The sequence below is a fragment of the Rosenbergiella sp. YN46 genome (assembly GCF_036620675.1).
GTDB lineage: Bacteria > Pseudomonadota > Gammaproteobacteria > Enterobacterales > Enterobacteriaceae > Jejubacter.
This window is the reverse complement of record NZ_JAZHEE010000014.1, coordinates 81,162-100,603: the sequence shown is the minus strand read 5'-3', so window position 1 is coordinate 100,603 and position 19,442 is coordinate 81,162. Positions and strand designations below refer to the sequence as shown.

Annotated in this window: 21 protein-coding genes; 12 read left to right on the top strand and 9 right to left on the bottom strand. The window is 56.0% G+C overall.

What is annotated here, in order from left to right:
• The 6 genes from V3W49_RS12350 to V3W49_RS12325 form a co-directional block, all read left to right on the top strand.
• The coding region (locus tag V3W49_RS12350) for a type VI secretion system Vgr family protein (RefSeq protein WP_500145816.1) at positions 1–1,590 on the top strand (1,590 nt) is incomplete at its 5' end.
• A gap of 13 nt (positions 1,591–1,603) precedes the next feature.
• Positions 1,604–1,987 carry a hypothetical protein gene (locus tag V3W49_RS12345; RefSeq protein WP_500145815.1) on the top strand — a complete coding sequence of 128 codons (384 nt, stop codon included), beginning with the start codon at positions 1,604–1,606 and terminating at the stop codon, positions 1,985–1,987.
• Between the two features lie 79 nt (positions 1,988–2,066).
• On the top strand, positions 2,067–4,607 hold the full coding sequence (locus V3W49_RS12340) for a DUF2169 family type VI secretion system accessory protein (protein WP_500145814.1): 2,541 nt from the start codon (positions 2,067–2,069) through the stop codon (positions 4,605–4,607).
• The gene (locus V3W49_RS12335) at positions 4,604–5,674 is read left to right on the top strand and encodes a pentapeptide repeat-containing protein (RefSeq protein WP_500145813.1); all 1,071 of its coding nucleotides are present in this window, start codon (positions 4,604–4,606) and stop codon (positions 5,672–5,674) included. The genes V3W49_RS12340 and V3W49_RS12335 overlap by 4 nt, the downstream gene beginning before the upstream one ends.
• Positions 5,675–5,684: 10 nt before the next feature.
• Positions 5,685–6,290: a DUF3540 domain-containing protein gene (locus V3W49_RS12330; protein ID WP_500145811.1), complete on the top strand. Its 606-nt coding sequence runs from the start codon at positions 5,685–5,687 to the stop codon at positions 6,288–6,290.
• 9 nt (positions 6,291–6,299) lie between these two features.
• Positions 6,300–6,692, top strand: coding sequence for a DUF4150 domain-containing protein (locus V3W49_RS12325; protein ID WP_138095123.1), 393 nt, complete (start codon positions 6,300–6,302; stop codon positions 6,690–6,692).
• Positions 6,693–6,705: 13 nt separating this feature from the next.
• Here V3W49_RS12325 and V3W49_RS12320 read toward each other — a convergent pair whose 3' ends face one another.
• Positions 6,706–8,271, bottom strand: a complete 1,566-nt coding sequence (locus tag V3W49_RS12320; protein WP_500145809.1) for an ATP-binding cassette domain-containing protein — start codon at positions 8,269–8,271, stop codon at positions 6,706–6,708.
• A 264-nt stretch (positions 8,272–8,535) separates the two neighbouring features.
• The gene (locus V3W49_RS12315) at positions 8,536–9,399 is read right to left on the bottom strand and encodes a YicC/YloC family endoribonuclease (protein ID WP_500145808.1); all 864 of its coding nucleotides are present in this window, start codon (positions 9,397–9,399) and stop codon (positions 8,536–8,538) included.
• 124 nt (positions 9,400–9,523) lie between these two features.
• Here V3W49_RS12315 and rph point away from each other — a divergent pair, with 124 nt between their 5' ends.
• Both rph and pyrE read left to right on the top strand, forming a co-directional pair.
• Positions 9,524–10,240, top strand: coding sequence for a ribonuclease PH (gene rph / locus V3W49_RS12310; protein WP_500145807.1), 717 nt, complete (start codon positions 9,524–9,526; stop codon positions 10,238–10,240).
• Between the two features lie 93 nt (positions 10,241–10,333).
• The gene (gene pyrE, locus V3W49_RS12305) at positions 10,334–10,975 is read left to right on the top strand and encodes an orotate phosphoribosyltransferase (protein ID WP_500145806.1); all 642 of its coding nucleotides are present in this window, start codon (positions 10,334–10,336) and stop codon (positions 10,973–10,975) included.
• Between the two features lie 17 nt (positions 10,976–10,992).
• Here pyrE and V3W49_RS12300 read toward each other — a convergent pair whose 3' ends face one another.
• The 5 genes from V3W49_RS12300 to coaBC all read right to left on the bottom strand — a co-directional run bounded on the left by V3W49_RS12300 (position 10,993) and on the right by coaBC (position 15,145).
• Complete coding sequence (locus V3W49_RS12300) at positions 10,993–11,532, bottom strand: zinc-binding dehydrogenase (protein ID WP_500145819.1); 540 nt, start codon at positions 11,530–11,532, stop codon at positions 10,993–10,995.
• Positions 11,533–11,615: 83 nt separating this feature from the next.
• Positions 11,616–12,632 (bottom strand): SMP-30/gluconolactonase/LRE family protein, encoded by a 1,017-nt coding sequence (locus V3W49_RS12295; protein WP_500145805.1) that lies wholly within the window; start codon positions 12,630–12,632, stop codon positions 11,616–11,618.
• Between the two features lie 152 nt (positions 12,633–12,784).
• Complete coding sequence (gene slmA, locus V3W49_RS12290; protein ID WP_500145804.1) at positions 12,785–13,381, bottom strand: nucleoid occlusion factor SlmA; 597 nt, start codon at positions 13,379–13,381, stop codon at positions 12,785–12,787.
• A gap of 116 nt (positions 13,382–13,497) precedes the next feature.
• Positions 13,498–13,956: a dUTP diphosphatase gene (gene dut, locus V3W49_RS12285; RefSeq protein WP_500145803.1), complete on the bottom strand. Its 459-nt coding sequence runs from the start codon at positions 13,954–13,956 to the stop codon at positions 13,498–13,500.
• Positions 13,934–15,145 (bottom strand): bifunctional phosphopantothenoylcysteine decarboxylase/phosphopantothenate--cysteine ligase CoaBC, encoded by a 1,212-nt coding sequence (gene coaBC, locus V3W49_RS12280; protein ID WP_500145802.1) that lies wholly within the window; start codon positions 15,143–15,145, stop codon positions 13,934–13,936. Before coaBC ends, dut begins: the two co-directional genes overlap by 23 nt.
• A 183-nt stretch (positions 15,146–15,328) precedes the next feature.
• Here coaBC and radC point away from each other — a divergent pair, with 183 nt between their 5' ends.
• From radC to mutM, 4 genes are all read left to right on the top strand, one after another.
• Positions 15,329–15,994, top strand: a complete 666-nt coding sequence (radC, locus tag V3W49_RS12275; RefSeq protein WP_500145800.1) for a RadC family protein — start codon at positions 15,329–15,331, stop codon at positions 15,992–15,994.
• A gap of 215 nt (positions 15,995–16,209) precedes the next feature.
• The gene (gene rpmB / locus V3W49_RS12270; protein WP_000091955.1) at positions 16,210–16,446 is read left to right on the top strand and encodes a 50S ribosomal protein L28; all 237 of its coding nucleotides are present in this window, start codon (positions 16,210–16,212) and stop codon (positions 16,444–16,446) included.
• A gap of 13 nt (positions 16,447–16,459) precedes the next feature.
• The gene (gene rpmG / locus V3W49_RS12265) at positions 16,460–16,627 is read left to right on the top strand and encodes a 50S ribosomal protein L33 (protein WP_013094893.1); all 168 of its coding nucleotides are present in this window, start codon (positions 16,460–16,462) and stop codon (positions 16,625–16,627) included.
• 68 nt (positions 16,628–16,695) lie between these two features.
• The gene (mutM, locus tag V3W49_RS12260) at positions 16,696–17,505 is read left to right on the top strand and encodes a bifunctional DNA-formamidopyrimidine glycosylase/DNA-(apurinic or apyrimidinic site) lyase (RefSeq protein ID WP_500145789.1); all 810 of its coding nucleotides are present in this window, start codon (positions 16,696–16,698) and stop codon (positions 17,503–17,505) included.
• On the opposite strand, the gene coaD is transcribed toward mutM, so the two are convergent.
• A complete protein-coding gene (gene coaD / locus V3W49_RS12255) occupies positions 17,502–17,984 on the bottom strand; it encodes a pantetheine-phosphate adenylyltransferase (protein ID WP_500145788.1) in 483 nt (160 codons plus the stop codon). The two genes, mutM and coaD, sit on opposite strands and share 4 nt — an antisense overlap.
• 8 nt (positions 17,985–17,992) lie before the next feature.
• Positions 17,993–19,270 (bottom strand): lipid IV(A) 3-deoxy-D-manno-octulosonic acid transferase, encoded by a 1,278-nt coding sequence (gene waaA, locus V3W49_RS12250; protein ID WP_500145787.1) that lies wholly within the window; start codon positions 19,268–19,270, stop codon positions 17,993–17,995.
• Positions 19,271–19,442 lie beyond the last annotated feature (172 nt).

Below are 19,442 nucleotides of genomic sequence, written 5' to 3'. Positions count from 1 at the left end.
GTAAGCCTGGACGACTACGACTTCCGCAAGCCCAACGCCTGGCTGTTCCAGGCGCGGCAGAACCCGGCGTCGCCGACGCCGGGCAGCATCGACGTGTACGACTGGCCGGGACGCTACGTGGAGCACGGTCACGGTGAATTCTATGCCCGCATCCGTCAGGAGCGCTGGCAGGTGGAGCATCAGCAGATTCAGGGTACCGGAACGGCGATCGGGCTGGCACCGGGGTATACCTTCGCGCTGCTGAACGCGCCGTTCTTCAGCGATAACGGTGAATACCTGACCACGGCGGTGGATTACCAGTTTGAAGAGAACCGCTACGCCAGCGGGGACGGCGGAGAAACCGTCCACCGGCTGGACTTTATGGTGATCCCGTCGTCGGTGGTGTTCCGCCCGGCGCAGGTGACGGCGTGGCCGCGCACCTACGGCCCACAAACTGCAAAGGTGGTGGGGCCGAAAGGGGAATCGATCTGGACAGATAAATATGGCCGGGTGAAGGTGAAGTTCCACTGGGACCGTCAGGCGAAAGGGGACGACACCAGTTCGGGCTGGGTGCGGGTATCCAGCGCCTGGGCGGGTCAGGGCTTTGGCGGGGTACAGATCCCACGGGTGGGTGACGAAGTGGTGATTGACTTTATCAACGGCGACCCGGATCGCCCCATCGTCACAGGCAGGGTGTATAACGAAGCCAGTATGCCGCCGTGGGCGTTACCGGCGGCGGCCACCCAGATGGGCTTTATGACCCGCAGCAAGGACGGGCATATGGATAATGCCAGCCATCTTTACTTTGAAGATAAACCCGGCGCTGAAATGCTTTCGATGCACTCGGAAAAGGATATGCGGGTGACTGTCGAGAACAATCAGGATGTGACCATTGACGGCAACCGTACCACCACCATTCTGAAAGAGCAGAAGGATGAGGTGACGAAGGCGGCGACCTTTGATTATTTCGATACCCGTACCACGACGGTGGTGAAGAAAGAAACTAAAACCTTTAAAGACGGTGAGAAAACGACTATTACCAATGGGCGTGAGCTGGAGATCACCAGTGGAGGATATCAGAGTAAAATTAAAGGGGATAAAACCCTGAAACTGGATGGTAATAAATCTAGCAAAATTAATGGACACGAACATAGGACCATAAAAAAGAAAAGAGATATTACTATAGATGAAGGCGATAAGTTAACAGTAAGTGCTGGTGGACAAAAACAGGATATAACTGGAGATGTTAAAGTGAACATTTCCGGGCTGATGTCTTATAAAGTGTCAAAGAAAATCAAGATTGATTCTGATGCAGATGTTTTAATAAAGAGTGCGACTAAGGTTATTATCGATTCACCTCATTTTGAACGCACTGATATTAACAAGAAAACTTTTGCGCAAAATGTTACTGATTTTCTTGGGCAGCATATATCTGTATCATCAGGTAGCTTAACTTTTAAGGGTATTAGTTACGCCATGACTGGTGCTAACATTTCTCATAATGCATTTTCTTTTGGCAAAACAATAATAAATGCACAAAAAGTTGAAGCTGCTAGAGTTGAAAGTGGTAGTTTGCGTACAGCCCTTTTCGCACTAACCATGATCATGTGAATAAAGAGGAATTATGTCAATTTCTGGTATTGTTAACATTGTTCTGACAGTATTAATTATTGCTGGTTGCTATTATTTGGCTAATAGAGTAATTCGCAACTCCCAACAGCATGAGCAGAGTGTTATGAATATAGGGGAGGATGTGTATGTTACTATATTGTCAATGAAGCAGAATGGTTTATTCTTAAATAATAACCCTGTGATTGAAATGAGTTTGCGCATTGAGGATCCCAATACAAAAGAAACATGGATGCTTGAAAAGTATAATGAAACTGTTTTATTAATTGCTCTTGATGCTTATCAGGTTGGACATAAATATCAGGCGAAAATTGATGATAAGAAGAACATTATCTTTGTTAAAGATAATAGTGGAAAACCGCTCCCTGTTGAGCAGTGAAACTATATGCTTAAGTTGGAAGTGGATGGATTTTATTACATCTATCTGTATTAAATATGCCAGCCAGTGATGATCACCAATGAAAATCATTAAACCCCTGCGCCTAAGCGTATTAAATCGACCTTACCGCTGGCAGGGCCATAATCACCTGGGCGTGTCGGTGATGGCGCTGGCGGATATGGGCGATGCGCCGCAACTGCGCCCAGAGGTCGAGCTGTGGCAGTTGGCTGCCGATGAGCTGCAGACCAGCGGTGGGGTGATCGATATGGCGATCCCCAAATCCCGGGCGGAGTTTTTAGCCACGGGATATGCATACAGCCATCACCAACCTGACAAAACTGTCGTTGCGGCGCGTATTGATATTGAAGGCCTGAGTAAAACTCTGGAAGTGTATGGCGATCGCTTCTGGGCGGGGGATAAGCCAACGCCGCCGCAGCCCTTTGAGCAGATGCGCCTTGACTGGAGCCGCGCCTGGGGCGGCGAAGGCGATGAAGAAAATCCTCACGGTATTGGCCGCCATCCGGTGGCGGTGGGCGGCTACCAGTTGCGTCCGCTACCCAATATTGAGTCGCCGCACGAGCGTATGACGGCTGTGCATCAGCATCCGGAGCCAGCGGGTTTTGGCGCGCTGGATCTGCTGTGGCCGCGGCGCTTTAAGCGGATGGGTAAAAAATATGATGCCCGCTGGCTGAAGCAGGAGTTCCCCGGCTTCGCCCGGGATATCGACTGGCGGGTATTTAATGCGGCCTCTCCCGACCAGTGGTGGCACGATCGCGATGCGTTGCCGCCCCGGGCTCGCTGGCGCATCTGGAATATGCATCCGGAACAGCCGCTTCAGGAAGGGACGCTACCGCCGTGGCAGGCCCGCTGTTTTATCAACCGGCAGCGCGGTGACGAGACGCTGTTTGAAGAAGTCGCGCTGCGTGCCACCACCGTCTGGTTCTTTCCCCATCTGCAACAGATGATCCTGATCTGGCAGGGGAATATCCGTATCAATGAAGATGATGCTGCCGATGTGTTGCAACTGATGCCGGCACTGGAAAACATCGGCGCTCCCCGTTCGACCAGCCACTATCGTAAAGTGCTGAGCCAGCGTATGGATAAAGAGCGCGGCGCGCTGTTTGCCTTTCGGGAAAAAGATCTGGTGCCGGAAGCGGCTATTGGCCCCTGGATTGATAGCGAGGTAGAACAGGGCGAGAGCCCGATGCGTGATAACATGAAAAATCGCGCGAATCTGTTACGCGAACAGCATCGGGCAAGGCTGGAAGCTCAGGGGGGTAGCGTAGATGAGCTATTGCCAGCGTTTGAAGAGCCGGAAATCCCGCCGCTGGATGAACTGCCGGAATTTATCGACAAACTGGAGCGGCAGGCGGAAGAGCAGCGCCTTGAAGCCGAAGCGCGTAAGCGTGAGATGGAGGCTCGCTTCCCGGACGCGGCAGATGATGAAAACCGGCCCCGGGGGCCGGAATCGATGCAGCGTATGCAGCAGATGCTGCATCAGAATAAGGATGCCCTTAGCGAGAAGAAACTGGCCCAGAGTCAGGCGGCATTGCACCAGATGTATCTGCTGTCGGTACAGAGCCAGCCTCCGGCTCGACGCCTGAAGGGCGACCTGGCGCAGATCATTCGCGACCGCGCTCAGCGAACCCTGGCGCAGGGAGGCGATTTTAGCGGAATGGATCTGACCGGCGCTGATTTTTCCGGTATGGATTTACGCGGCGCTAACTTCAGTCGTGCGCTGCTGGAGTGCGCGGATCTCAGCCACTGTCAACTGGATGGCGCTAATTTTCATGAGGCAATGCTGGCGCGCTGCGAACTTCATCACAGCTCGCTACGGGAATGTAGTCTGGAAGGGGCCAGCCTGGCGCTGGCCCAGTGTTGCCACAGCGACTTCAGCGGCGCGCGCTTTAAAGAGACTCAGCTTCAGGAAACTCTGTTCGATGACTGCCTCTTTGACGATGCGGTTCTGGATGGTCTGCTGCTGCGTGAAACCTGGATGACCCGCTGCCGGTTCCGACAGGCGCGGCTCGATGGCTGCGTGTTTATGGAACTGACGCTACCGGCGCTCGATTTCAGCTCGGCCCGTCTGCATAAAACCACGTTTCTGAAAACCACGCTGGAAGCGGTCAGCTTCCGCGGCGCCAGTCTGGAAAGCTGCTCCTGGGTGGAAAGCCGCGCAGAGCAGGCGTGCTTCGACGGCGCCAGCCTGGTAACCTGCGCGGCGGCATCAGAGAGCGTGCTCGACGGTGCCGATTTCAGCAATGCCACTCTGAAGCAGTGCAACCTGCGTCAGACGTCGCTGCGCGGCGCCAGGTTCACGCTGGCATTGCTGGAAAATAGCGATCTCAGCGAAGCCTGTTGTCAGGGGGCCGACTTCCGGCGAGCGAATCTGGTAGGCAGCCTGTTTGTGCGCAGCGATTTCCATCAGGCTGATTTTAGTGATGCCAATTTGATGGGCGCTATTTTGCAAAAGAGTTTGCTGGGCGGCGCTTGTTTTCGCGGCGCCAACCTGTTCCGGGCCGATCTTTCTCAGGCCGTGACTGATACTGAAACCAGCCTGGACGGCGCCTGGACCAAACGGATTAAAACCCTGCCCGGTCGTGATGGAGAAACGGTATGACCTCCCTTAGCGCTACAGATCTACAGCAGCGGGTGAAAGGCGGTGAAACGATCACCGAGCTGGCGCTGGACGGCCTGGACCTGCGTCACTGCGATCTGTCCGGCGGTATCTTTCAGGAAGTCACGCTAAACGGTGCCGATCTGCGGGGGGCTAACCTGCATGAAGCGGTATTTACCGAGTGCGAACTGAATGATATTCAGGTCAGTGGGGCAACGCTGACGCAGACGGTGTTTAACCAGTGTGTAATGGCAAACCTCCGGGCTGACAATACGGCGCTGTGCGAAAGTGTCTTTAACGAATGTGGGCTGGCGGGCAGCGACTTTTCTGACAGCAAGTTGGATAAAACCCAGTTTATGCGCTGTGAGCTGCAACGCAGCCGCTTTAGCCATAGCGAGCTGGATCGCAGCACCTTTTTTGAAACGCCGCTCGATGAGGCGCAGTTTGCGCAATGTCGTCTGCTGCTGACCACCTTTTATGGTATCGACCTGCGTCCTGTAGATTTCAGCGCTGCCACCTTCGAACGGGTGGTGTTCTTCGAATGCGATCAGCGTAATAAAAGCTATGCCCGCCAGCATTTTACCGGCTGCCAGTTTACCGATAACCGCCTCGACGAGGCTGATTTCAGCGGGGCGCAACTGACTCAGTGTAATTTTAAAGGCGCTTCGCTACAGCGGGCCAGCCTGCGCCAGGTCGATGCCCGCCAGGCGCTGTTTATGGAAGCCGATCTGAGTGGCGCACAGTGCCAGGCTGGCGTGTTTGATCAGGCCATGATGGTTGGCGCGCTGCTTAACGGAGCTGATTTCAGCCAGAGCCGACTGTTTCAGACCATTTTGCAGCAGGCGGTCGCTGTGGGAACCTGCTTCCGGCACTGTGATTTGACTTACAGCGATTTTTCCGGCGCCGATCTGCGCCAGGCGGATTTTACCGATGTCCGGTTTTCCCGGACCCGCTTTCACCGTGCACGCCAGGAAGGCGCGCACATCCCGAATCGCAGAGGGATGCTGGAATACGATGAAGAATTACTGGCCGCCGAAGCCTGGAGCGCACAGCGCCAGAGCCGCGGTTAAAGGAGAGGTGATGAACAATATTAATCATAAACTGGCTCCGGCTGCGCAGCCGCCGCTACAGGCCGCGGGGCGAGTAACCCACTGTTTTGCCGACGGCAGCCTGATGGTGGAAAGCGAAGGGCGCGGCTGGCACTGTCGTCGGGCGGCGAGCTGCCTGATTGTTCCGGCCACGGGTGACAGCGTGCTGATTGCCAGCGCTGCGGATCGGGCATGGCTACTGGCCGTGCTGGAGCGAGCCGATGAAAGCAGCGCCGAACTGTCGCTGCCGGGGGATCTGCATATCCGCAGCGCCGGAGAGCTGAACCTGAGCGGCGCCACCCTGAAGGTGGATGCACAGCAGGGGGACTGTCATATCAGCGAGATGAACTACAGCGGCGATAAGCTTTCCGCCTGGGTTGGCCTGACCCGGCTGGTCGGCAAACGCGTTGAATCGGTGTGGCAGACGGTGACCCAAATCAGCCACAACCTGTTTCGCCATACCCGTAATACCGAGCAGGTTCGGGCCGGGCAGGTGGATATCCGGGCCGATGATTACGCCCGTCTGCATGCGCACAATACGGTGATTACCTCTAAGGCGATCACCAAAGTCGATTCTGAACAGATCCATATGGGCTAAGGAGCCGTTATGTTCGCGAACTGTCAACTGAGCGGTATGGATCTGGCGTTCCCGGATGTCTGCCTGACGCCCACGCCCGCCCCAACGCCGATACCTTATCCGGATATCGCGCTGGGCCCGACGGCGATCCCCAACGCCCTGAACATTCTGTTTATGGGGATGCCGGCCCACAATATGGCCACGGTAACGCCGCTGACCAACGGCGATAACCCCGGGGTTGCTACCGGGGTGGCATCCGGCACCGTGATGGGGCCATCACGACATCTGACCGGCGCTTTTACCGTGCTGCTAAAAGGCACGCCAGCGACCCGTCTGACCAGCGTTTCACTTCAGAATTCCACCAATGCGGTGGGGATGCGTATCGTTCCCAGCCAGTTTAAGGTGTTGATGCTGGCGCCATAAGGCGCCAGCCATATTACGCCAGTACCATTTCCCCTGTCAGCTGGCATTCCCTGGCAAAGTCATCATCGTGGGTGACCAGAATCAGAGCCCCGGGCCAGGCGGCAAGCGCCTGAGCCAGAGCCGATCTGGCATCGAGATCGAGATGATTATCCGGTTCATCCAACAGCAGGAGCGGCGTGTCGGGCTGATGACTGACGATAAGCATCGCCAGTTTCATTTTTTCACCGCCGCTCAGCTCCGCGACTTGTTGTTGAACCTGTTCACGACGAAAACCCGCCTGGGCCAGTAGCGTCCGGCGCAGGCTCTCTGCCTTTATCATCCCTTCTGACAGGGCTTCCAGCAGGCTGAGTTGTGGATTCAGTAGCTGGTAATGCTGATCCAGATAGCTACACCCCCCGCCCAGCCACAGACTTCCTGCCTGTAACGATATCTCCTGCCTTAACACTTTTAACAGCGTTGATTTACCACAGCCGTTATTACCACGCAGACGCAGCTTTTCCCCCTGCCGTAGGGAAAAACTCAGGGGCGACTGTTGCCCGAAGGGCAGTATCCCCTCGCGCATTTGTACCAGCATGTGCTTCCCGGTTTCCGCTTCTCCTGGCGTTATTTTCAGCGCGGGCGTTGCTACCTGACGCGCTTTGAGTTCGGCGAGCCGTGATTGTAGCTGGCGCTGCTGGTTTTCGCTGCGGATTACCCTGGCGGCGGCGGCTGCGCCTGCCTGTTCCTTTTTACCATCAAGCAAAATCTTTGCCTGGCTGCCGCTGCGCGCCAGTTTGTTACCCTGGGCGGCGCGGCGCTCGGCTTTTTCTTTGCTGAGCTGCGCCTGACGGCGAGCCTGCTGTAACGCCTTGTCGGCGCTGGTAAGCTGCCTGTCGAGTGCCGCCTGCTGTTGATGCTTCTGGGTTGCGAAAATGTCGTAGTTGCCGCCATAGCGCTGAAGCCCGTGCTCATTCAGTTCCCAAATTTCCTCCATGGCGCGTAGCAGGAAGCGATCGTGGCTAATCAGCAGTATGGGGCCCGGGAACTGCTGAATTTGTGCCAGTAGCCAGTGCTTACCGGCGATATCCAGATGGTTGGAAGGCTCGTCGAGCAGTAACCAGATATCGGTTTGCTGAAACAGATTCCACAGGGTGATACGAGCCCGCTGGCCGCCGCTCAGGGTGCTGAACGGTCTGTCGGGAACTGGCGGTAGCGCCAGTTCCTGGCAACATTGCGTAAAGCGCTGACGGCAATCCCAGCGTTCGTTAATCATATCGAACCAGCGTTCGTCGGCACTGCCCTGTTCAATGTGCGTCAGCGCCTGCAGGGCATCCTCAAGCCCAAGACAGGCCGCCAGGCTGCGGTTCTGTTGTGATGTGGCGTTATGCTGGCAATAGATGCCGCACGGGGCATTGAGCCTGAGCGTACCGGAAGAGGGTGGGCGCTTGCCGCTAAGTACCTCGCCCAGCAGCGTTTTGCCGATGCCGTTACGTCCCGTGAGTCCGGTCAGCCTGACGGTCAACTGACAGCTCAGATCCTGGAACAGCGTATCGCCTGCTTCGGTGCGTAATGAAATTTGCTGTGCATGAAAAGCGTGCATAATAACCTCCCTGAGGCAGGGCGGCGTGCGCGGATAGCGGTCAGCAACGGGCTAAAGATAGCCAAAGAAGTTTATAAAGACGGAACCACGCCGACTAAACCCTGCCAGTTGCCTGATAAATAAAAATAAAGCGACTGGTGTAAGGGGTTAATCATTCATGTCGGCGAAGACTCCATGGAAGAGATGAGGTGAAATTATAACCGACGGCAGTGTTGCAGGTAAAGCGTGGTATAGGGCCCCGGTGGTTCGCCGGGGCTCCGGGATTTACTCGATGTTTTGGATCTGCTCGCGCATCTGCTCGATCAACACCTTTAACTCGATGGCGGAGTTAGTGACATCGGCATTGATGGACTTGGATGCCAGAGTGTTCGACTCGCGGTTGAACTCCTGCATCATAAAGTCCAGACGGCGGCCCACTGCCTCTTTCTTCTTAAGGATGTTCCTGGTCTCTTTCACGTGGGCATCGAGCCTGTCCAGCTCTTCCGCCACGTCCAGACGTTGGGCCATTAGCACCAGCTCCTGTTCCAGGCGATTGTTTTCCAGCTGGACTTCGGCTTCTTCCAGTTTGGTGACCAGACGTTCGCGCTGCCATTTGATAATTTCCGGCATATGGGCGCGAACTTTCACCACTTCGGCGCTCACGGCCTCAAGACGTTGTTCGATCAGGCTCTTCAGAGCCTGGCCCTCGGTTTCGCGCGCCACAACGAAGTCGTCCAGCGCGCCGTTCAGCGCGGTCAGCAGTTCTGAGGCAATAGCATCCAGATCCTGATCCTTCGCTGACATAACGCCTGGCCAGCGCAGAATATCTACCGGGTTAATTTCCCCTTCATCGCTCTGCATTTTTACCCAGTTAGCGGCCTGCACCAGCTGTTTCGCCAGGGCTTCGTTAAGAATGAGTTCGCTCTGGGCGCTGGCGTCCGGCTCAAAGCGCAGGTGGCATTCAACCTTGCCGCGCGTCAGACGGCTGCGGATCCGCTCGCGAACCACGGGCTCCAGGCTACGGAACTGTTCCGGCATTCGGAAATAAGTTTCCAGATAGCGTTGGTTTACCGAGCGCAACTCCCAGGTGGCGCTGCCCCATTCACCCTTAACTTCCCGCCGGGCGTAGGCTGTCATACTGCGGATCATAGTGATACCCATTTTTTGAAGTGGATGAAGGGATTATAGCCAGCGTGGCCCTGGCAGGATAGGAATAAGAGAGTGAAGGCCGTATAATGCGCAGCCACACTCGTTTCAAGCAGGAGTTTTCCCTATGCGTCCATCAGGTCGTAGCGCCGAACAGGTGCGCCCCGTTACCCTGACCCGTCATTACACTAAACACGCTGAAGGCTCCGTGCTGGTCGAGTTTGGCGAAACCAAAGTGCTGTGCACCGCAAGCGTAGAAGAGAGCGTTCCACGCTTCCTGAAAGGTCAAGGGCAGGGCTGGATCACTGCCGAGTACGGTATGCTGCCGCGCTCTACCCATACCCGTAACGGTCGTGAAGCCGCACGCGGCAAGCAGAGCGGCCGCACCATGGAAATTCAGCGTCTGATTGCCCGGGCATTGCGCGCCGCCGTCGATCTTAAGGCGCTGGGTGAATTCACCATCACCCTGGACTGCGACGTGCTACAGGCGGATGGCGGTACCCGTACCGCGTCTATTACCGGTGCCTGCGTGGCGCTGGCCGATGCCCTGAATGGTCTGGTGGCGAGCGGCAAGATAAAGAGCAACCCGATGAAGGGGATGGTCGCTGCGGTATCCGTGGGCATCGTGGACGGTCAGGCGGTGTGCGATCTGGAGTACGTTGAAGACTCCGCCGCAGAAACCGATATGAATGTGGTGATGATGGAAGATGGCCGCATGATTGAAGTGCAGGGCACCGCAGAGGGCGAGCCTTTCAGTCACGAGGAACTGCTTTCGCTGCTGGCGCTGGCCCGCGGGGGGATTGAATCGATCGTCGCGTCGCAGAAGGCGGCGTTGGCAGAGTAATTATTTCAGGCGACCGACGGGTCGCCTTTTTTATGACCGGACACGGTCGTTTAAGTCGTGCAGTGTATTAGTCAACATCTGAGGAGTGGATCCATGAAACCGTATCAGCGCCAGTTTATTGAATTCGCGCTTGGCAAGCAGGTACTGAAGTTCGGCGAGTTTACGCTGAAATCCGGGCGTATTAGCCCCTATTTCTTCAACGCCGGGCTGTTTAATACCGGCCGCGATTTGGCGTTACTGGGCCGCTTCTACGCCGAGGCGCTGGTAGATTCCGGTATCGATTTCGATCTGCTGTTTGGCCCGGCCTATAAGGGTATTCCCATCGCCACCACCACGGCCGTGGCGCTCGCGGAGCATCACGAGCGCGACCTGCCTTACTGCTTTAACCGTAAAGAAGCGAAGGATCACGGTGAGGGTGGCAGCCTGGTAGGCAGCCCCCTGACCGGACGGGTAATGCTGGTGGACGATGTGATTACTGCGGGCACCGCCATCCGTGAATCGATGGAGATAATCCAGGCTCATAACGCCACCCTGGCGGGGGTACTGATTTCGCTGGACCGCCGCGAGCGCGGCCGCGGCGAGATCTCGGCTATCCAGGAGGTGGAGCGTGACTACGGCTGTAAGGTCATTTCTATCATTACCCTGAACGATCTGATCGACTATCTGGCGGAAAAACCCGAGATGGCCGAACATCTGGCGGCAGTGCGCGCCTACCGCGAACAGTACGGCGTATAAGCCTTCTGCACCCGGCATTATTCCGGGTGCAGCACTATTTTGCCAATGACGGCGCCCGCTTCCAGCATCCGGTGAGCATCGGCTATCTCCTCCAGCGCGAACTGCGCGGCAATACGCGGGCGGTAGTTGCCCTGTTGCAGGCAGCGGGCGATATCCGCGATGGCCTGTTGTTTAGCCGCCTGTGGCGCATGGTAAATATAGACAAAGCGCAGCAGGCAGCCCTGCATCATGGCGTTGAGCAGCGGCACGGGAACGGCTGCTGTGGCATCTGGCGTGGCATAGGCGCAGATAACGCCATCCCGGGCCAGGCAGGCGAGATCAACGTTCAGGTTTTCCATCAGATTCACATCGATAATACGATCCACGCCCTGGCCCTCAGTGGCGGCGGCTATCTGCTGCACGATATCATCCTTTCCCTGATACAGCACCCGATCTGCACCATATGCCAGCGCGGCTTCGGCCTGTTCGGGATTGCTGACGGTCGTGGCGACCCGGGCGCCTGCCCATTTGGCCAGCATAATGGCCGCAGAGCCGACAACCCCTGCGCCGCCGTGAATAAGTACCCGTAATCTGTGCGGGGAGCCGTCGGTAAACAGACTGCGGGAAGCGGAACAGCAGTCAGCCGTTCCGCAGTGAACTTTTACACCAGAATTGCGCCCTGGGTATTAACGTACAGCGAATAAATTGAAGTGCTGGCTGCCATAAACAGCCGATTGCGCTGTTCGCTGCCGAAGCAAAGATTGGCGCAGCGTTCCGGTAGATGGATCATGCCAATGGCTTTTCCCTGGGGATTAAAGATCCGTACGCCGTCCAGTTCCGGACTACCCATGCCCCAGCCGCACCAAAGGTTTCCAGCGCTGTCGCAGGCGATACCGTCTGCGGTACCGTTGCCGCAGTCGATATGCACTCGCTTATTTTTCAACTGATGGTCTATTACATCCCAGGCCAGAATCAGGCGATTGGGTTGCGCCCGGCTTTCCACCACATACAGGATTTTACCGTCCGGAGAGAAGCAGAGACCGTTAGGGCCTTTAATGCCTTCCATCGCGACGGTCAGCTCCCCGGTATCGGGGACTATCCGGTAAAGATTTTCCGGCAGTTCCGGTTCGGCGCGGTGGCCTTCATAGAAACCGGCGATACCGAACGGCGGATCGCTGAACCAGATACTGCCATCTGCGCTGACCGCGATATCGTTCGGGGAGTTCAGGCGCTTACCCTGATAGCGGTCGGCCAGAACGGTCAGGGTACCGTCGTATTCGGTGCGAGTGACCCGGCGGGTATCGTGTTCACAGCTCAACAGCCGCCCCTGACGGTCGCGAGCGTGGCCGTTACTGTTATTAGAAGGTTTGCGAAAGGCGCTGACCTGGCCGGTGACTTCATCCCAGCGCATCACCGCATTGTTGGGAATATCGCTCCATAGCAGCATGCGGGCATCGCCGAACCAGACCGGCCCTTCGGCCCAGCGGCAGCCAGTGGCGATGCGTTCGATCTTCGCGCTGGGCAGCATAAGTTTACTGAAGCTGGGGTCCAGCGCGACGATGGCGGGGTCGGGATAGCGCAGGGAAGGCTGCCAGCTGGCGAAGCTGTTACGAGCAAGTAAGGTCGAGGCAGCGACGGCACCACCCAGCTTAAGCAGATCGCGACGAGATGAAGGCATAGTGTTTCTCCTGTCCTGTAGGGTGTCTTTGTTATGTTCAGGTTCAGAGTAGAGAAACGAGCCACGACGGGCATCTGGCAATTCCCCGAAGAGATTCGGGCAATTCACCAGGCGCTAAAGAGTGCGGCCCGGGGGCCGCCAGAATGATGGGATTACTGCAGTTGCGCAGCGACCAGCGGCCAGCGGGCGTCGAAGTCGTTAGTAGGGCGGTAGCGGAATTCGCTGCGCACGAAGCGCGACAGCATGCCTTCGCAGAAGGCCAGAAGCTGGCTGGCCAGCAGCGTCTCATCGGTGGCGTAGCTTTCGCCCTCGCGCATTTTGCGTTCGCGCAGCACCTGGCGCAGTTGGGCTTCGATGCGTTCGAATAACTGGTTTATACGCCCCTGCAGGCGATCCTGTTCAAACATCAGCGCGTGGCCGGTCATAATACGGGTCAGGCCCGGATTGCGTTCGCCGAAACCCAGAATTAGCAGCACAATAAGACGCAAGCGGGCGCTGGTTTCTTTTTCATCTTTCAGAATCAGGTTAATACGGGTGATCAGGCTGTCTTCAATAAACTCGATCAGGCTGTCAAACATCCGGGTCTTGCTGGGAAAGTGGCGATAAAGCGCAGCTTCAGAGACGCCTACGGACGCAGCCAGCTTTGCTGTAGTAATGCGCTGGCTTCCATCGCTGGATTCAAGCATCTGTGCCAGAGACTGAAGTATTTCTTCGCGACGATTCCTTTTCGCAGTCTGTTTTTCTGCCATGTTTTAAAATACCCCTGAAATGAACACGAGCGGCCACGCAGAATCCGCAGGCAATGAGCCTGCGGAGATATTTTTACGTTATTAACGCTGCGGGCGCGTCTGACTTCCGGACTGACTTATTGACGACCGGAATGGCCAAAGCCGCCTTCGCCACGGTCGGTGACGTCGAATGCTTCAACCAGGTTAAATTCTGCCTGAATAACCGGAACAAAAACCATCTGGGCGATGCGTTCACCCGGCTCGATAGTAAAGCTATCCTGGCCGCGATTCCAGACAGAAACCATGAGCTGTCCCTGATAGTCGGAATCAATCAACCCTACCAGATTACCCAGTACAATCCCGTGCTTGTGGCCCAGGCCGGAACGCGGAAGAATCACGGCGGCAAGGCTTGGATCGGCAATATGAATCGCCAGACCGGTCGGCAGAAGCGTGGTTGCACCCGGCGCCAGTTCTACGGCGTTGTCCAGACAGGCTCGCAGGTCAAGTCCGGCCGAGCCGGAGGTGGCATAGGTCGGCAGCGGAAACTGCTGGCCAACGCGCGGATCCAGAATCTTAACGTCGATTTTTTTCATCATAACGGGTAACAATCTCGTCGAGTAACAGGTGGCCAAGGAGAGACTTCCGCTCACGCGGCAGGATTTTATCTCCCCCCTGCCAGAAAAGATGCAGCGCATTGTCGTCGCTGTTAAATCCCTGATCGGACTGGGAAACATCGTTAGCGCAAATCAGATCGAGGTTTTTCCTCTCGCGTTTTTGCCGGGCATATTCTTCCACATTATTTGTTTCTGCGGCAAACCCAACAACATAGGGGCGTCTGGTTTTTAAGGCGGCGACCCCGGCGACAATATCCGGGTTTTTCACCATTTTTATTGTTAATTCATCGCCTTGCTTTTTGATTTTTTCGTCAGCGACCACCGCTGCGCGGTAATCGGCCACTGCGGCGCAGCCGATAAAAATATGCTGCTGTTGGACGTGCTGCTGTACCGCAGCCTCCATTTCCAGGGCGGAAGTCACATCGATACGTTTTACCCAGGGCGGCGTGGTCTGGGAAACCGGTCCTGCCACCAGGGTGACATTCGCGCCGCGTGCGGCGGCGGCGGCGGCAATGGCAAAACCCATCTTGCCCGAGCTGTGATTCGTGATATAGCGTACCGGATCCAGCCGTTCGCGTGTCGGGCCGGCGGTAATCATAATATTCAGATGCTGCAGGTCTTTTACGGGAGTGAAGTGATGTTCCACCATATCCACAATGGTCAGAGGATCGAGCATGCGTCCGGGGCCGATATCGCCGCAGGCCTGGCTGCCGCTGTCCGGCCCCCAGATTAACAGTTCGCGATCGACCAGTACGCCAAGATTATGCTGCGTGGCGGCGGCGCGATACATTTGCTGATTCATGGCGGGCACGACGGCGACTGGCGCAGGTGTTGCCAGACAGAGGGTAGAAACCAGATCGTTGGCCATACCTGCAGCGACCCGGGCGATAAGGTCGGCGGTGGCGGGAGCCAGAATCACCAGGTCGGCCCATTTTCCCAGCTCGATATGGCCCATGGCCGCTTCAGCGGCGGGATCCAACAGGCTGTCGGAAACCGGGTAGCCGGAAACGGCCTGCAGGCTCATTGGCGTAATAAAGGCTTTGGCCGCATCGGTCATGGCCACACGCACTTCTGCACCGCGCTCCCGCAGGCGACGTACCAGTTCGGGCGCTTTATAGGCAGCGATGCCGCCACTCACCCCCAAAACGATTTTCTTGCCGGACAGCCCCATAATTATTGGTTCCTGTAGTCATTTGCAGTCAGGGTAATGGCCTCATTTTACCATAACCCGGCGCTGTGGCCGGTACGTGCATTGCGAGGCGTGCCGCAATATGTTTGTTTTTTGCTCGACGAAGCGCGGTTTTTTGCGGCAATATAACTGTGATTATATACAGTATTTCGGGAGGGGGACAGTATGGATAGCGAAGTTCCGATTCTGCCACGGGAAAAGCTGGTGCGCTATGGCGCCAGCGCGCTAACGGATGTTGAGCTGTTGGCTATTTTTCTACGCACCGGCTGGCCGGGCATGCATGTGCTGGTATTATCGAACCGATTGCTTCGGCATTTTCGTTCGCTGCGTCGGTTGATGAATGCTGAACTGGATGATTTTAAAGCCGTTGGCGGTATTGGTCCCGCCAAATATTCCCAGCTCCGGGCTATTGCGGAACTGGCGCGGCGATATCATGCATCTCAAATGGAAGAGGAAAAGCCGCTGCTTAACCCTGAAATGGTGCGCAATTTTTTGCAGAGCCAACTGGCGGACGAAGAGCGGGAAATTTTTATGGCGCTTTTTCTGGATAATCGTCATCGGGTCATTAGCTATAACCGGCTGTTTTCCGGTACCCTGAACCACGTGGAAGTTCATCCGCGGGAAATTGTTCGTGAAGCGCTGAAACATAATGCAGCGGCGGTGATTCTGGCCCATAATCACCCCTCGGGTAAAGCGGAACCCAGCCGGGCCGACCGGTTGTTGACGGAAAATATCGTCAGGGGCTGCAATTTTATGGAGATTCGGGTGCTGGATCATCTGGTTATTGGTCGCGGAGAGAGCGTCTCTTTTGCAGAACGCGGGTGGATTTAAAGCAGATCGCGCGATCCTCCAGGATCTTTATCTGTTCGGGACTTGAGCACATCCCTGACACAGCGTATACTACGCCACCTTTGAGAATCTCGGGTTTGGCATTTGGGCCTGGCGTACACGAGTTCAAATGAACCGCAGGACCAGGCCAGCAGGCCTGACGAGGCTGCCAATACCCTATACGAAGCTCGAGCTAATTTGATTTTTGGAGAATAGACATGTCCCGAGTCTGCCAAGTTACTGGCAAGCGTCCGGTGACCGGTAACAACCGTTCCCACGCACTGAACGCGACTAAGCGCCGTTTCCTGCCGAACCTGCACTCTCACCGTTTCTGGGTAGAGAGCGAGAAGCGTTTCGTCACCCTGCGTGTATCTGCTAAAGGTATGCGTGTTATCGATAAAAAAGGCATCGACACCGTTCTGGCGGAACTGCGTGCCCGCGGCGAGAAGTACTAAGAGGAACTGAATCATGGCTAAAGGTATTCGCGAGAAGATCAAGCTGGTTTCTTCTGCCGGTACTGGTCACTTCTACACGACCACTAAGAACAAACGTACTAAGCCGGAAAAACTGGAACTGAAGAAATTCGATCCGGTTGTTCGTCAGCACGTGATGTACAAAGAAGCTAAAATCAAATAATTTTAGCGATTTGTATAAAAAACCCCCGCTTGCGGGGGTTTTTTGTTTCTGGGGTATGGGAGGAGAGCATGCCGGAATTACCGGAGGTGGAAACCAGTCGTCGCGGCATTGAACCGCACCTGGTGGGGGAGACTATTCTCCATGCCGTCGTCCGCAACGGGCGTTTGCGCTGGCCGGTCTCTGAAGAGATTTACAGGCTCAGCGATCAGCCAGTGCTGAGCGTGCGGCGGCGGGCGAAATATCTGCTGCTGGAACTGGTGGATGGGTGGATCATTATTCACCTGGGAATGTCTGGCAGCCTGCGTATTCTGCCTGCTGAGCTTCCCCCGGATAAGCATGACCATGTCGATCTGGTACTGAGCAACGGTAAGGTGTTGCGCTATACCGATCCGCGTCGTTTCGGCGCCTGGCTATGGGCATCGGCCCCCCTGCAACATAGCGTACTGGCGCATCTGGGGCCGGAGCCGCTTAGTGACGCTTTTAACGGCGCCTGGCTACATGAAAAGAGCGTGCGCAAGAAGATCGCGATTAAGCCATGGCTTATGGATAACAAGCTGGTGGTCGGCGTGGGAAATATCTATGCCAGCGAATCGCTGTTTGCCGCCGGGATCCATCCCGATCGTCTGGCGAGTTCACTTTCCATTCCCGAGTGCGAACGACTGGCGCAGGCCATTAAAATCGTCCTGCAGCGTTCGATTGAGCAAGGGGGCACAACGTTGCGTGACTTCCTGCAAAGCGATGGTAAGCCGGGATATTTCGCCCAGGAGCTTCAGGTTTACGGGCGGGAAGGGGAACCATGTCGTCACTGCGGAACGCCGGTTGCGGCCGGGAAGCATGGGCAGCGCCGTACATACTGGTGCCGACGCTGTCAGCGTTAGCCGTGTAGTTTTTCCAGCAGGGCTGCGCGCACGTGTTCGGGCAGGAAGTGCGTCACATCGCCATGGTGGCGCGCGACCTCTTTCACCAGCGAAGAAGAGACGAATGACCATTCCGGCGCCGGCATCAGGAAGACGCTCTCCAGTTCCGGCATCAGATGGCGATTCATATTCGCCAGCTGTATCTCGTATTCGAAGTCGGCGACGGCGCGCAGACCCCGAACCAGGATGTTGGCCTTCTGCTCCCGGGCGAAGTTAGCCATCAGATCGCTGAATCCCACCACTTCAACGTTATCCAGGGGCGCCAGCGCTTGCTTTGCCAGTGCAACACGTTCAGCGAGGGTAAAGATTGTTTTCTTATGCGGGCTGGCGGCAATAGCCAGAATCACGCTGTCGAACATCTTTGCCGCACGGCAGACAATATCGATGTGACCGTTTGTGATGGGATCGAAGGTTCCGGGGTAGATTGCGCGTCGTTGCATAGCTGCCCTCAGTGCATCCTGGTGGGTAAGTAGGGATCCAGTAACTGCAGGAGTCGCTGGAGCGCGCCCTGATTCTGGTATAACACCTCGACGGCGTGACGGCCATAGTAACTGCGGTAATCTTCATCAGACAGCAGAGAGCTCATCTCTTTTACCAGCGAGGCCGTATCGGTCACGGTAATAAGCCCGTTCGCCTGTTCCAGACGCGCGCAAATATCCTTAAAGTTGAAAATATGGGGCCCCATCAGTACCGGAATAGCGTGCGCTGCGGGCTCCAGAGGATTATGGCCACCGCGTTCAACCAGGGAGCCGCCAACGAAGGCCATGTCGGCAATACCGTAGAGCAGCATTAGTTCGCCCATAGTATCGCCAATCACCACCTGGGTGCTGGCGGACGGTACTTCGCCGGAAGAGCGGGTAATAAAACTCAGGCCGGCGTCACGCACCAGGTTGATTGCGTCGGGGAAGCGTTCTGGATGGCGTGGTACCAGAATAAGCAACAGATTAGGGTACTGCTGAAGCAGTTGCTGATGGGCCGCGACGATAATACTTTCTTCGCCTTCATGGGTGCTGGCGGCGATCCAGACCGGACGATGCGGCGCCCACTGGCGGCGCAGAGTGACGGAGCGAGCAGCCATCTGAGGCGTGACGGAAATATCAAACTTCAGACTGCCGGTAATGGCAAGCTGAGAGCGTTTGGCGCCAAGTTGAATAAAGCGTTCGCCATCTTCCTCGTTTTGAGCGGCGATAAGCGTAATACGGCGAATCAGTGCGCGTATGAAGCGCCCCAGTTTGGCATACCCTTTCGCCGAGCGTTCAGAAAGACGGGCATTGGCAATGACCAGTGGGATTTGACGACGATGCAGCGCGGAAATCAGGTTCGGCCACAGCTCGGTTTCCATAATCAGCACCAGCCGGGGATCGATTTTGTCGAGAAAGCGGTTTAACGCATCCGGCAGGTCGTAGGGCAGGTAAACGTGCTGGACGTCGTCGCCGAAGGCGGAAAGTACGCGCTCAGATCCGGTAGGTGTCATGGTTGTGACGGTAATCGGCAGAGAGGGGTGGCTGTGGCGTAAAGCGCGAACCAGTGGTATCGCCGCCAGGGTTTCGCCGACCGAGACTGAATGCAGCATAATCCCGCCGCCTTTCAGCGTCTTATTGTAAAAGCCGTAACGTTCTCCCCAGCGTTTGCGGTAGGCCGGCGCCTTACGACCACGCAGCCAAAGCCGAATCCAGATGAGCGGTTGGATTAGGTAAAGCAGCGTCGTGTAAAGCAATTGGAGCATAATACATTCTTGTGCTGGGAACTTGCTGGGGATTCTAAGTATTTCAACCGGTCATTGCCATTACTTTCGCCGCAAGCGGCTCTCTGGTTGATGTGTGTTGGTGTTAACTTATTATATTTAAAGGGTTATTAATGGGGTCTTCTGGTCTGGTGAAAAGCCGATAAAACCGTTT

Bases quoted from the DNA above. Each gene is read 5' to 3' on its own strand.
- V3W49_RS12345 (WP_500145815.1), top strand. From the start codon at position 1,604: ATGTCAATTTCTGGTATTGTTAACATTGTTCTGACAGTATTAATTATT.
- V3W49_RS12340 (WP_500145814.1), top strand. From the start codon at position 2,067: ATGAAAATCATTAAACCCCTGCGCCTAAGCGTATTAAATCGACCTTAC.
- V3W49_RS12335 (WP_500145813.1), top strand. From the start codon at position 4,604: ATGACCTCCCTTAGCGCTACAGATCTACAGCAGCGGGTGAAAGGCGGT.
- V3W49_RS12330 (WP_500145811.1), top strand. From the start codon at position 5,685: ATGAACAATATTAATCATAAACTGGCTCCGGCTGCGCAGCCGCCGCTA.
- V3W49_RS12325 (WP_138095123.1), top strand. From the start codon at position 6,300: ATGTTCGCGAACTGTCAACTGAGCGGTATGGATCTGGCGTTCCCGGAT.
- V3W49_RS12320 (WP_500145809.1), bottom strand. From the start codon at position 8,271: ATGCACGCTTTTCATGCACAGCAAATTTCATTACGCACCGAAGCAGGC.
- V3W49_RS12315 (WP_500145808.1), bottom strand. From the start codon at position 9,399: ATGATCCGCAGTATGACAGCCTACGCCCGGCGGGAAGTTAAGGGTGAA.
- rph (WP_500145807.1), top strand. From the start codon at position 9,524: ATGCGTCCATCAGGTCGTAGCGCCGAACAGGTGCGCCCCGTTACCCTG.
- pyrE (WP_500145806.1), top strand. From the start codon at position 10,334: ATGAAACCGTATCAGCGCCAGTTTATTGAATTCGCGCTTGGCAAGCAG.
- V3W49_RS12295 (WP_500145805.1), bottom strand. From the start codon at position 12,632: ATGCCTTCATCTCGTCGCGATCTGCTTAAGCTGGGTGGTGCCGTCGCT.
- slmA (WP_500145804.1), bottom strand. From the start codon at position 13,381: ATGGCAGAAAAACAGACTGCGAAAAGGAATCGTCGCGAAGAAATACTT.
- dut (WP_500145803.1), bottom strand. From the start codon at position 13,956: ATGATGAAAAAAATCGACGTTAAGATTCTGGATCCGCGCGTTGGCCAG.
- coaBC (WP_500145802.1), bottom strand. From the start codon at position 15,145: ATGGGGCTGTCCGGCAAGAAAATCGTTTTGGGGGTGAGTGGCGGCATC.
- radC (WP_500145800.1), top strand. From the start codon at position 15,329: ATGGATAGCGAAGTTCCGATTCTGCCACGGGAAAAGCTGGTGCGCTAT.
- rpmB (WP_000091955.1), top strand. From the start codon at position 16,210: ATGTCCCGAGTCTGCCAAGTTACTGGCAAGCGTCCGGTGACCGGTAAC.
- rpmG (WP_013094893.1), top strand. From the start codon at position 16,460: ATGGCTAAAGGTATTCGCGAGAAGATCAAGCTGGTTTCTTCTGCCGGT.
- mutM (WP_500145789.1), top strand. From the start codon at position 16,696: ATGCCGGAATTACCGGAGGTGGAAACCAGTCGTCGCGGCATTGAACCG.
- coaD (WP_500145788.1), bottom strand. From the start codon at position 17,984: ATGCAACGACGCGCAATCTACCCCGGAACCTTCGATCCCATCACAAAC.
- waaA (WP_500145787.1), bottom strand. From the start codon at position 19,270: ATGCTCCAATTGCTTTACACGACGCTGCTTTACCTAATCCAACCGCTC.